This window comes from Brevibacillus sp. NRS-1366 (genome assembly GCF_050467985.1).
In genome coordinates this window covers 1-13,218 of the sequence record NZ_JBITPN010000052.1, presented here as the reverse complement: position 1 = coordinate 13,218, position 13,218 = coordinate 1, and the positions used below count along the sequence as shown (strand labels likewise).

Here is a 13,218-nt window from a genome sequence, read left to right as displayed (position 1 = left end):
AAGATTTATCTGGTGACGCATTCCGAATGTGGGATACACCGAGCTCCACAAGTAGTTAAAGAGCTTTATACTATTTGTATAATATTTGACCTTTTACAATGATATGCCTCAACTTTACTTTGCATATAAGCCGGACAAATCGGAAACAACGCACGCGTTTTCCACACCAATGGACGGTTTTTCAAGATCCTACTCTCATTTTCTCAGGCGAGAGCGTGATGCTCTTCACCGTGAGCACCGTCACGTTTACCGTAACCGATTTGCTTCCATTTGTATCGGTGATAACTGCGAAGTCGCCAGCCTTGGCGTTCTCGCTTACTTCGACAAGGGCGTTCTCAGAGACAACCCGGCAGCCGGATTACTGGATTCGTAGGCCGTCCCTTCCGCCACCATGAATTTGGTAAAGTGCGGTGTTTCAAAAGTAACGATGGAGCCTTTTGTTAAATCTACCATGAAAATATCTGTAAATAACAAATTCTAATTTATAGTTAAGGTAAATATAACAATGATTATGGGCAAGTGGGGCCTATTTGTTGATTACTTTGCAGCAATTTTTCAGCTCCATCGTAAGCATTGCCCCCTAAAGACGTATTATCTAAAATTCTCATCGCTAATACATCTTTTATAGTAATATTAGGATGATCAATTGTAATGGAGGGAGATCGCTAATATGGAACATTATTATTTATTTGTAATAACAACCTTACTAATTGCACTTACCCCCGGTGCTGATACAGTATTAGTCACTAAAAATACACTCTTTCGGGGAAAAGGAGTAGGTTTTAAAACTGTTGGTGGTGTTTGTGCAGGTATTACAATTCATATAGCGATTGCAGTTCTTGGTTTATCTGCTATTATTGCTAACTCTGTTTTACTTTTTACAATTATTAAATATATTGGAGCAGCATTTCTTATTTTGATGGGGATAGTTACACTTTTTTCGAAGAAGCCAAACTTATCCTCAGATACCACCACTTCGGAGAAAACACCTATCCGTTCTTATTTTTTTCAAGGAATGTTCTCGAATGTACTTAACCCTAAAGCCATTATTTTCTTTATGTCATTTTTACCGCAATTTATCGTACCTGAGGAGCATACTTTATTTCAGATGATTATCATAGGGATAACACCCGTATTAATAACTTTTATATGGTTATTTTTCTATGTTAATTTGATTAATTACATTCGTTCATGGTTCAATAAACCATCATTTCTTTCTGCATTTCAACGATTAACAGGATTAATGTTGATAACCCTCGGAATGAAATTAGCTTTTGAAAAGAGATAATTTCAGGCTATCTACATTCTTGCTCTTTTTTCGGGCTTTTTCCCTGCTCACAATGACCATACAGAAGTCTAACTCCACTCATATGTTATAAAAGTTGGACTAATAAGGGGGATGTAGATGAGTGAAGAATTTCTCCTTGAGTTAGATTCCATTTCCGACATCAACGTATTAGAAACGATGAGAGAAGGTTTAGCAACAAGATCCCACACTGCAGAATTGACTTGGCAAGAGCGAAATATTATTTACGAAAAAATCCAAGCTATCGTTTGTCGGATAATGCAGTTAGAACAAGATGAAATCCCACCCATTAGCTCCCCTAAAGGGGCCTTGTGCGTCGCTCCAGATCCCAAAGGACCGTTATGGGTTAAATGGAGCATACCACTGCATCCTTTGAAATTTTGGTCTTGGCTCCATGCCAGAAACAATAGCAAAAGGTAAGAACGGATCATATCCTAAAGAAATGACCTGCAGGTAGGTATAAATCTTTTTTCTTGAAAGCAAGGTGTGGGCTAACCTCCTATAATCCTTGCTTTTTTGTTTGGCCAGTAGAAGTGTTTATTTATCTTGCTTGGATAGTTTGATTTCATATACTGATTACAAACTGAGTAAATCACTGAAATATTACGTTTTAATGCCCAATTTGTTTTTTTAGTACAACCGCCCTTACATGATTCGTAATATTGCATACCTTGATTTAGGGGTATTCCTCAATCACAATTAAGGAGTGATATTAATGAGCACTGGCTTTTTTGATGACTTTTCATTAATCTTGGTTCTCTTCGTCCTATTAGTCATTGTTGGTTGTGATTGTAATTAATTGTTTTTTGCGGGCAGCATAAAAGCTGCCTTTTTTAGTCGATAAATTCGTACAAGTTACTTGGCATTTGGACATTTTGAGCATTTTTTATTAAACATCCCAAAATTGTATGAACCGTAGCCCCTTTTAGTTCAGCAATTTCATTCATTTCTGATCTGCGGGGGATTTACAATGATTTTTGGCTGCTTACTCCTCTTCTGGAACCTAACACCGTTTCTATCCTTCCAAGCGGATATAGGTCTCTTCCGGTTGTAGCCTGCTTCAATATCCTACCTTGGAGAAGTACAGGTTCCTCATTTAACATAAGTGGTTGTATATCAACAAATGTTTGCTTAGGGATTAGAAGTCCAGCTTCCATATCCTCTTTGTCCTCTATCTGTTCTAATAACCCTTACTTCAAAGTTGGTTAAATATGTATGGTCGGTTGGAAGTAAATCACAATTGGTGTTTCGATTTTAAACGTCGTTGGGTTTAGCTAAAAAGTACTTCTATCATGAAAATGTTGTTACACAAATCAGCTTTTAAGTTGATAGTTAAGCACCGATACCAGCTCTTGGGCGCCTCATTACCGGTGCTTAATAGGTGGGTCAGGTTACTCCTTCGATGAGCTTATATCCCATAGAGTATGGGAAGCTTCACGTGAGAAGGAAATTCTCTTCCATGATATATTTTATTTACTGCTACCACAGGCTTAGGATCCTCATAGGGATCAATGATAGGTGTCACTGCCAATTTCTTCTTCGGGCTGTACAACAACCCGGCCATCGCCAAACATGGAATTGGTTTCCTCATATGAGAGACAATGAAAGGACAACTCACGGAAATACATGCCAACTGCGAACAGGAGGTAATTCTTTTGGTGCAGAATGAAAAGTCACTTTGCCGCCAGTTTGCAAAAATATTAGGTGGACAGCACGGGTTTGCGGGTGGAAAATGTGTTGCAACTATCTCACGCAATCTTATTAGAGCAACCATCTTGTCCAAAAGGTTTATGGTGACATCGTCTTTCTCATTCGAGTCGTTGAATATCAAAAATGGAAAGGCATTATGTCTAGGAAGGATCGCATTATTACAAAAAGAAGTGGAGCCTTTTATTTCGTCGATTCGTGAACAGGGCATCAAAGTCTCGTCTATCCACAACGAATGGTTGTTCGAAATTCCACGTCTCATTTACGTCAATATAGAGTCTGTTGAAAGACCATTGGCTTTTGCACGGAAAGTCAAGAAAGCATCAGATAGTTCCAAATGAACTTGATCAACAACAAATTGTTCTCACATACAAAATTGGGCTCTCGTTTCCTTGCCAATGGCCTTGTTTGTGAATGGGATTATCGGTATTTATAAAATGAACCATGAGATCAATCTGAAAAAATGTGAACCTGATGTATTCGCCTTAATGCTGCTCTTCGAATCAGACACTGCTATCATTACGGTTAAGGATCAATACCTCTCCATAGCCGCACGAAACTTAAAAAAATCCTTATCGAATCCATGACAAATAAAAGAAGGGTTCTTCAGACGAAAATAAGCTGAAGAACCCTTCTTTTGCGTGCTCATCGCCTTGTTCTCACTATCACATCCCATACGCGCTCCTGAAGAACTAGCGTATGCTCAGACAGCATCTTTTTCATTAACAATGACTGCAGCAGTCAGGCAATCGGTCAACCACTGGCAGCGGATCCATTGGAGCCACGTTCCCTCATGTTTTTCCTACTCTTTAGTCGATGGACAGTATTATCTTTCCATGTGCTTTATTATTTAATAGTTGTTCATGTGCTTTTCCAGCATCCTCTAAGGCTAATACATCTCCGATTTCCGGATGTAAAATACCGGATTCCAGGAAAGCTTCAACAGCATGCAAACTCTCTTTGTACTCATCGGGTAGCGCATTCCATAGAGCCAAACCTAATATATCTGCTTCTTTCATCATCGCCAACCGCGGATTGATTTCCAGGCTGCCCCGGTTACCAACCACGACGATACGGCCATAGGGTGCGATTACCTTCAGATCAGTCTCTAAATTCACATTTGCCAAAAACTCAATGATAACATCTGGTCCTTTATCATTTGTCAAAGACATTATTTTTTGGATGGAATCCTCCGTTATGTGATCGAGTACATGTGTGGCGCCTGAAGCTTTCACCAAAGACTTCCCTTCTTCTGTACTCGCCGTTCCAATCACCGTCGCTCCAAACCCTTTGGCCATTTGAACAGCCAACAAACCCACGCCACCGCTTGCACCATGTATCAAGACGGTCTCACCTGGCTTGATCTTCGCCCTGTGAAACAATGCTCGATAAGCAGTTAAAGCTGGAATGCCGAGAGACGCACCTTTCTCATATGAGATTGACTCGAGCAATCTATGGACAGCATCCGCATCACAAACTACCTTTTGCGCATACGTACCAGTATTCCGCTTTGCAAGCAATGCAGCTACAAAAACCCGGTCCCCTATTTGGAGATGCCCTACCCCCTCACCAATTGCATCAATCACTCCAGATCCATCAAACCCGGGTGTGTACGGCAACTCCGGAATATAAAAAGAATACGTACCTGTACGAATATACGTTTCATTCGGGTTGACACCTGCAGCAAACAGTCTAACACGTACTTCATTAGCCGCTGGGATAGGTTCGTTTACTTCCGTGCACTTTAAGACTTCAGGTCCGCCAAACTCTGTCATTTGAATTGTTTTCATCCTGTCTCCTCCGAATCATTCCCTCAATGTCCTTCATAATGAGGGGCAAAATTTCCTTCCGTTTCATGTTGATTATATTTTCAATGTAGTGTTCTAAAATGGTTAATCTTTATGTCAAGCATGTGATGTTAATGGAAATAAAAAATGTCCTTTTTCATCTTTTAATGAGGGACGAACCAACAATGTATCGTCACTCTCAGTTTAAGCTCTACTTGAATATTTTGGCCAGCATAATCTGGCGTGAAATAGAAACGAATGATTTTCGTATCAGTAGAAACAAGACGTTGTAAAATTGTATCTATATCAACTCCTTTTTTGCTAATGATATCAAATATTGAAGAGACAGGTATTCTTTCAACAGCGAACTCCTTCATCAGCTCGAAATCAGCCTGGTTGTTAACGTTTAGCTTACGTGGAGTGCATTGATTATTCAATTGCTGTTTCAGATCTGAAGTCTTCAAGCTGAAACTACTTTCGTGACCCCGCTAAAAGCCAAACTTTGGGTAAAATTCCAGTACTGTATCAATGGGGAATCCAGACCTGCCTCTCTAATTCGTGATTCATTCCCAACTCCATTTTCATTCTCATGTGCATCCTTTCGCTTAAAATAAAGACTTAGACTGAGCTTGTTGATTTGAGATTCAGTCTCTGATTCGTTACTAAAACAAGATTTGATAGTGAATTATTGATAAATCTCAAAAAAGGAAGTGGTAGTTTTGGACCCAAAATAAAGTCCTCGACTACCACTTCCTTTTTGTGTTATCGAACACGCTAACACAAGAACCTTTCGTTAGATGTGAAGCGGATCAGCCTGGCGGAGATATCGCCAAAATTCTGTTGCGGTTCATATTCGCTGGGAACGCCAGAAATAGTGCCTACCGGGATACTCAACTTCCAGAGCATAAAAAACACTCCCTATTGATGACATCTAGTGCTACTCATACTAGGGAGTGTTTTTTCTTCTTAGGGTTGATGCCTACCCCAGTTTCTCCAGTGTCTTTCCTTTATGATTGTATTTTGTTAATGGTATTCTTCGCTTTTTGTTTCCTTCTAAGCCAGGTAACGATAATAGATGCCATAAGGGTAAATCCGAGGTAACCGATTACAGGATAAACGGTTCCTACTAATTGAATAAATCCGATGAAACTAGCCCCAAATGCTGCAATTCCAAACAGAACAACAAATACTTTGAATTTTGGTAATTCCGGTTTAACAATCCTTGCTGTGAACGCATAAAGCATCCCTACAGCGGTGTTATAGATCATCCCCAATAATACCAAAGACATCAATAGCCCAAATAGCGGCGAAATCTCGTTTGCCAAAAAGAGAATAGGCATATCTACGCCTGTTACTTTGTTCAGCTTGGTAAGCATGCCCAGATTGATAAGTAAAATAAGGACACCTAAACCTATACCGCCGAGTATTCCCCCTAAACCAGCCGTTTTTTCGTCTTTCACCGTTCCGCCCATCACAGTAAGCATGGCAGCACCTGCTGCGATGTTGTATGAAACATATAATAACGCTCCTAATCCCCAGTTCGATGCTGCTGCGTTTTGTTTTTCTGCGATTTGCTGCAATTCGGAGAAGCTTGCATCCATCGTAATAAAAGAATAACCAGCAATGATGATGACAAGTGCCAGTAAAAACGGTGTAATCATTCCGATGATGGAAATAACTCTTTGAATATTAAGACAAACCGTTAATAAAGTTAGTAATGTCATAACGCTATTACCGACAATACTTGGGATTCCGAACTGCTGTTCAAAAATGGAACCGGCTCCAGCCATCATGACAACCGTAACGCCAAATAAGAAGAACGTAATGATCACATCTACAACAATACCGAGGTACGGGCCGCTAATATAGTAAATCACATCTTTATGGGACTTTGTCTGCAAGCGGCTCCCAAGTTGAGTTAGATTCATCCCTAAGAACGAAAAAAGAACAGTTGCGACGATGGTACTAATAATACTCACCCATCCAAAGCTTGTGAAAAATTGTAAAATCTCCTGTCCAGAAGCAAATCCCGCTCCGACAATCAGTCCGATAAATGCCCCGGCAATTTGAATACTTTGCTTCATAATTACCCCCCTATTAATTTTAAGATTCAGATAATTACAAGTACTAGAGATGGGGAGCCTAGCTCCCCTCTTGCCTCTTCGACTTTATTAGGAATACGTTTTTTCGTACTCTGTAAGTTGTTGAATAACTTCGCGATTCGGTTCATATCCAATTCCTGGTTTATCCGGAATGGTGATCATTCCATTTTCAACTACTACCTCAGGCTCAATAATATCCCGATCCCAATAACGGGAAGATGCCGCCGTATCACCAGGCATCACGAAGTTTGATAGCGTCGTCAAGGCAATGTTATGCGCTCTTCCCACACCTGATTCAAGCATACCGCCGCACCATACCGGAATACCCTGCTTCTGACAAAAATCGTGAATTCGTTTTGACTCTGTTAGTCCCCCAACGCGCCCAATTTTTATATTGATAATTTTGCAGCTTCCCAGTTCTATCGCTTTCCGGGCGTCTTCTAACGAATGGATGCTCTCATCGAGGCAGATCGGTGTTGAAATCTCCTTTTGCAATTGAGCATGATCGACAATGTCATCGGATGCCAGAGGTTGTTCGATCATCATTAAATCGAATTCATCAAGTGCCTTCAATCGATCCATATCTTCCAAACGGTAGGCAGAATTGGCATCTGCCATCATAGGAACATGAGGAAAATGCTTACGTACTTCTCTGATAACTTCGACATCCCAGCCCGGTTTTATTTTTATTTTCATCCTTTTATAACCGTCATTGACGTATTCATCCACTAATTGAAGAAGATCGTCAATCGTGCTTTGGATGCCAATACTGATTCCGACTTCTATTTCTTTCTTTTTTCCACCGAGAGCGGTTGCGAGCGGAATTCCTTCTTGCTTTGCGAATAAGTCCCACACAGCACCTTCCATCGTGGACTTTGCCATATTATTCTTCCGTATATACATCAGGCTCTCGAACACTTTCTCTGGGTGTTCGATTTCTTTGTTCAGGACACTGGGGATAATAAAGTCCTCTAGCATGTGCCAGTTTGTCTTTAAGGTTTCCTCGTTGTACCAAGGGGAATGGAATGCAACGGATTCCCCCCACCCACTCATGCCGTTCTCATCCTTTGCTTCAAGCAAGAGAAACTCCTTATCTTGAAATGTTCCAAAACTTGTTGTAAACGGTGCTTTCATTTTCATTTTTACATGTCGTAACGTAATCTCTTTTACTATCATTTTTTCCCCACCTTTTTGATTAGGTCTGTTCAAGTTCATCTTCCTTCATTGACTCTCTCTTTAACGAAACAGGTTCAAACATCCCAACCTTTCAAATTGATCGAATTACAAACTTCCTATAATGTTAATTTTCGAAGTCTATACTTCAAAGGTGGTCGCTGGTAGAATAACACGATTCACGGAACATATCAACAACAATTAAGAAAATTTCAACAAAACTTAGTTTGAACTAAGGTTATGGTAAGCGTTCACGTACACAGCAAAAAAAAGAAAAAATCAAGCCTTCTCGATAAAACGAGACGGGCTTGATTTTTCTACTGTGTCAGTATATTATCAATGGTCCAGGAGCTTTTTTAATGGAACCTGTAAGAGCGTGTTTTTTATCAATTTTTTTAAAAACACGCTCTTTCTTTTTGTTTATTTATCAGGTTTTATTAGAATCAATTTAATTTTACGGCCTATGTTTTTTTATGGTTTCAATGATTTTTAGGTACTGCGCATCCCCTAGACCATATTGGGGAAACAGATGAAATAAATGCTCTAGTAATTCATCCTGAGACTTATCTAGATGTTTTTTTATATAAGTTGTGATTTCATTGTCTTCCTTTACGTATTCCAAATATAGTCTGATTCCCTGAAACATGACAGGCATTAATTGAGTTTTAGGAATACGATGATGGATCAATACCTGTTGATAAATTTCTTTATAACCTTCTGGAAGTACTTCAATTTCTTCCACCTCATACGTCATTTCCTTAACCATATGGAAGAATACTTTCCCTTTATATCCCGTTTGGTCTAGATACGCCAGCACTGTCAGCAAATTCATCTGACAGAACATGTCATCACCAAACCATAAGACAATGCATTTGTATTTGTTTTCAAACAAAGGTTTCAATGGAGTAATGGTAATCGTCTCATATTCTCGTAAAGACACCTGATGTCCAGAAGCTCTCATTTTTTTAAATTCATCACTGAAGATCGTAACACTTGTATCATTTGAACACATAGCCTCATTAAAAGGAGCATAGTCACTTTTTCCCATTAACTGATGGGTACAAAATTGTTCATACATCGCCTGTCCATTTAAAATATTCAATATGTCTTGATCAAACTGAGCATAAATTTTGTGCTGTAAAGTTTCAATCTTCAACTTCTGTGAAATATCTATCATAACGCTCTCCTTTATACCATTCATATTTAGTTTCACATAGGGTTGCAATAGCTGTGGATTTTTCCGAAAGGCTTTCGGACTGATACCAAATGTGTTTTTAAAGGCTCTTGAAAAAGCTTCCTGAGATGAAAATCCATATTTAAATGCAAGATCAATCGTTCTTTGATCTGTTTTTTTAAGCTCAATAGAAGCAAGATATATTTTTCTAAGCGACATATATTTTTTAATACTGATTCCTGCCATTTGGTGAAACTTGAAAGAACAATAATATGGCGAATACCCCATGTGATTACCTAAATTTGTTAATGAAAAATGATCAAAAAGATGATCTTCAATCCATTCAATCATGTCCTGCATCCTATTGTTCATAACAACCACTCCTACATTTACTCTAAACGAAAATATTATGGATGTTTTGATATAAGTTGTGTTTACCTATCATTTTTAACTTCACACAGAGAATAAAAACAAAATCCTGCAGTATCCATGCAGGATTTTGTGATTGAATTTTATAGCACCCAAACGCGTTTTAAGGTTTTCAAACTGACTTTAGTTGCCATTTGCAGATTCGTTGAACTCAAAAAAAGCTACTAACTACTATCCATATAGAACGTAACAATAGGCGGAACCATCCTGCCTTTTCCATCTCTTCCGCAGCGACCAGGTTAACCGTTTTCTCTTGGACTGTATCCATCCCCTCCATTTGGTACGTATAAGTAATCGTCCCCGTCTTTGTTCCTGCAGGAAAAGGAGCAGTGAGCGTTTCTACCTCGAAATTGGTCTTCATTGAAAGCTGGGAAGCATCGGTCCCTTTTGGAACGATAAAATGAACGGCTTGCTGGGTCACCACTGGAACCTCTGTTTTTTTACCCTTTTTGGTTGGAACGCTTTCGACGCCTTTTGCCGTACTATTGCCGGCTACCACTTGTTTTACTTCAAAGTTGTTGAAGCCATAGTCCAACACTTTTTTTGTCTCCGTGAATCGTTTGGTCATCGATTCTGTTCCCATTACGACACTGATCAAACGCATTCCATCACGCTCGGCAGTACCCGCAAAGCAATAACCAGCGCTGTCTGTAAAGCCTGTCTTCAATCCGTCAAGACCCTCATATGCAAATTGCTTAAATTTTGTAGTATTTTTATTTGATTCCAGCATCCAATTTGTATTTACAAGAGGTTCTCTGTCTGACGCACGGAACTGATAGGATTGAATAGCGGTAACCTCTAAAATATCAGGGTGATCCTGGATCATATTTTTAACCAGTGTCGCAACGTCCATTGCGGACATCATGTTTTCCCCTTTTTCCTCAGGACGAAATGCTATCGGCATATCTACACGGTCAAGTCCAGTTGTATTAATGAAGGAACTATTTATCATTCCCATCCGTTTGGCTTCCTGGTTCATTAGTTGAACGAATTGCTGTTCAGAGCCAGATACGTATTCCGCCAGAGCAACGGCGGCATCATTAGCGGAATGTACGAGCATCGCAATAAATAGTTCTTTTACCGTATGCGTTTCCCCTTCAGCAAGGAAAACACGTGAACCAATAGTTTTAGAAGCATTTTCTTTGACTGTTACAACGTCGTTCCATGAAATTTCTCCTTTTTTGACTTTATCCACGACAATGTATCCTGTCATCATTTTTGTCATACTTGCAGGAGCGTAAGCCTTATCTGCGTTTATTGATAATAAGACTTGACCTGTTAGTGGTTCCACAAGTACGGCTGATTTGAGATTAAGATTGATTGAATGAATAGATGGTATTTTGACTGCTTCTGATGTCGTTTTTGCCGCGATCGATTCTGTTGATGGTGCTATGAGATTGGCTGTTTCATCAAAAGCAGAAACGGGAACAACAAAAAAGCAAAGCATAATCATTACGCTTATGAAATGATTCCTCCACGTAGATCTTTTGCGCGTGAAAGGAATGCGTAATTCATTGTTTTTTTTCAAGATAATCTCTCCTCTAATCTTCAGAATGCCTTTGTGGTTTATAATCACAAGTTAACCACTGGAATAATCTTCAAGTTTATCGTTCTTTCATGTAAAAGCTTATCGGACATATCCAGTAACTAAGAGACCCGAAACATCAATAATACCCTTATCTTTCCTTGTTGGAAAGACAAAGGATTATTGAATGATGGTAGAAACTTACATTCATAAAAAAATCCAGGCTAGTATATTGCTTAGCCTGGATTTTTTTTATGTTCATTCAATAAACAAATTCCTCTTCAGTCATTTTCATTTACATTGGCAGATTCTCTTTTCGGTGTCCAGTGCTTTGATTACGACGAGACCAGATGACCACTGGGACAAGGAGAAGGGATAAAACACCTCCAGATAAAGAAAGGGCAGCGTAACTGTAATTCGCGACGACCATACCTGAGAGTGCACCACCAGAAGCACCGGTTAAAGCAATCAGGACATCGATCGAGCCTTGTGTTTTCGCACGGGTAGACGCGGCGGTAGCGTCCACAATAATCGCAGTCCCGCTTATCAAGCCAAAATTCCACCCAAGACCAAGCAACGCCAGCGCAATAATGAGAAGAACCATTGAATCAACCGGTACCCAAGCAGCCATAAGCCCGGATAATAGCAACGTGACACCCGATGCGTAAGCCATAACCGTTCTTCCCCACTTATCCACTAAAATCCCTGTAATCAGCGATGGGAGATACATGGCTGCGATGTGAATACCGATGACAATCCCGACTTCACTTAAACCGTGTCCGTGATGTCCCATGTGAACCGGAGTCATCGTCATAATAGCCACCATCACAACGTGTGTTAATATCATGACAGTCGCCCCAACTGCAATTTTCCGGTAATTGTTAGCCTGTGGTTGTTCCTCTTCCACATTAGTCTGTTGATTCGCGTGCTGTGTCCCCGCAATAGCCTTGGCTATCAGGAATGGATCAGGTCGAAGAAAAGCCAACAACACCAAACCGGCAAGAAGAAATGCAGCGGCTGCAAGAATGAACGTTCCCGCAAGCGGGGGAACACCAATAGATAACGCAAAACGCCCCATTACATCCACTAGATTTGGTCCTGCAACTGCCCCAAGCGTGGTAGACATCAATATGATACTGATTGCCTTTGCCCTCTGCGACGGTTTGGCCAAATCAGTCCCAGCATAACGTGCCTGCAAGTTGGAGGCGGAGCCGGCGCCGTAGATAAACAATGAAACAAAGAGAAGTGGAATATTCGATATGACTGCTGCAAGAACAACGCCAGCTGCTCCAATTCCGCCAGCCAGAAATCCTGTCGCCAGTCCCAGACGTCGGCCAAAACGTTGAGACAACTGCCCGATCAGAAACGCCGCAGCGGCAGATCCCAGTGTAAAAATCGCGGAGGGAAGACCCGCAAAGCTGTCCGTTCCCAGCATATCCTGTGCCAGTAGAGCCCCAATCGTGATCCCAGCCGCTAGCCCTGCACCACCTAAGATTTGGGCAAGAACCACGATAAATAGCGTCCGTCGCTGGAGACGTTGCTGTTTATCAGGTGACTCGCTGTAAGTCTGCCAAGTATCACTCTGATTTTCAGGGAAAGTATTGTTATTCCACAAACTTTTGTGTGAGTTTTTCATCTCTAATAATCCTCCTTTGCTATTTTTCGGTAATCGCACCAGTTGGAGTAATGCAGCCCGAGCAGCAACGACAACTTCTATATCGCCGAAGGTTTTGGTATAAATCGAGGTATCCCCAACAGAATCAAAATCGTTAAAGTTACTCATAACGGACATCAAAGACTACTTATATCTCTAATGATTACAAAAAATTATAGTGGATCATAAATCCAGGGTTATTCCTTACAAAATCTGTTATTTTTTGATTCCTTAATTCTTCCTCCATTTTTGCCTCAGCCGAAAGCATTACCGCTTTAATCACACATTGTGGTTCAGAGTGTAAACAGCAATCAAACAAAGATGAGCTACCTTCAATAGTATGGTAAGCGTCAAACCCAGC

Annotated in this window: 10 protein-coding genes and 1 pseudogene; 4 read left to right on the top strand and 7 right to left on the bottom strand. The window is 40.3% G+C overall.

Features of this window, described 5'->3' with window-relative positions; all coding sequences use genetic code 11:
• Positions 1 to 670 precede the first annotated feature (670 nt).
• From ACIFQN_RS30265 to ACIFQN_RS30250, 4 genes are all read left to right on the top strand, one after another.
• Positions 671 to 1,288: a LysE family translocator gene (locus ACIFQN_RS30265; RefSeq protein WP_429836766.1), complete on the top strand. Its 618-nt coding sequence runs from the start codon at positions 671 to 673 to the stop codon at positions 1,286 to 1,288.
• 117 nt (positions 1,289 to 1,405) lie between these two features.
• The gene (locus ACIFQN_RS30260; RefSeq protein WP_429836765.1) at positions 1,406 to 1,726 is read left to right on the top strand and encodes a hypothetical protein; all 321 of its coding nucleotides are present in this window, start codon (positions 1,406 to 1,408) and stop codon (positions 1,724 to 1,726) included.
• 295 nt (positions 1,727 to 2,021) lie between these two features.
• Positions 2,022 to 2,105, top strand: coding sequence for a YjcZ family sporulation protein (locus ACIFQN_RS30255; protein WP_429836831.1), 84 nt, complete (start codon positions 2,022 to 2,024; stop codon positions 2,103 to 2,105).
• Positions 2,106 to 2,961: 856 nt separating this feature from the next.
• Positions 2,962 to 3,354, top strand: a complete 393-nt coding sequence (locus tag ACIFQN_RS30250) for a DUF1259 domain-containing protein (protein WP_429836764.1) — start codon at positions 2,962 to 2,964, stop codon at positions 3,352 to 3,354.
• 468 nt (positions 3,355 to 3,822) lie between these two features.
• Here the strand turns inward: ACIFQN_RS30250 and ACIFQN_RS30245 are convergent, their stop codons facing one another.
• The 7 genes and pseudogenes from ACIFQN_RS30245 to ACIFQN_RS30215 form a co-directional block, all read right to left on the bottom strand.
• Positions 3,823 to 4,803: an NADPH:quinone reductase gene (locus ACIFQN_RS30245; protein WP_429836763.1), complete on the bottom strand. Its 981-nt coding sequence runs from the start codon at positions 4,801 to 4,803 to the stop codon at positions 3,823 to 3,825.
• Positions 4,804 to 5,807: 1,004 nt separating this feature from the next.
• Entirely contained in the window at positions 5,808 to 6,884 is a 1,077-nt protein-coding gene (locus ACIFQN_RS30240; RefSeq protein WP_429836762.1) for a YkvI family membrane protein, read from the bottom strand.
• An 87-nt stretch (positions 6,885 to 6,971) separates the two neighbouring features.
• A complete protein-coding gene (gene menC / locus ACIFQN_RS30235) occupies positions 6,972 to 8,078 on the bottom strand; it encodes an o-succinylbenzoate synthase (RefSeq protein ID WP_429836761.1) in 1,107 nt (368 codons plus the stop codon).
• A gap of 451 nt (positions 8,079 to 8,529) precedes the next feature.
• Positions 8,530 to 9,621, bottom strand: coding sequence for a helix-turn-helix transcriptional regulator (locus ACIFQN_RS30230; RefSeq protein WP_429836760.1), 1,092 nt, complete (start codon positions 9,619 to 9,621; stop codon positions 8,530 to 8,532).
• A gap of 208 nt (positions 9,622 to 9,829) precedes the next feature.
• Entirely contained in the window at positions 9,830 to 11,206 is a 1,377-nt protein-coding gene (locus ACIFQN_RS30225; RefSeq protein ID WP_429836759.1) for a D-alanyl-D-alanine carboxypeptidase family protein, read from the bottom strand.
• Between the two features lie 292 nt (positions 11,207 to 11,498).
• On the bottom strand, positions 11,499 to 12,839 hold the full coding sequence (locus tag ACIFQN_RS30220) for an MFS transporter (protein ID WP_429836758.1): 1,341 nt from the start codon (positions 12,837 to 12,839) through the stop codon (positions 11,499 to 11,501).
• A gap of 181 nt (positions 12,840 to 13,020) precedes the next feature.
• Positions 13,021 to 13,218: pseudogene (locus ACIFQN_RS30215) on the bottom strand (hypothetical protein); the annotation flags it as partial.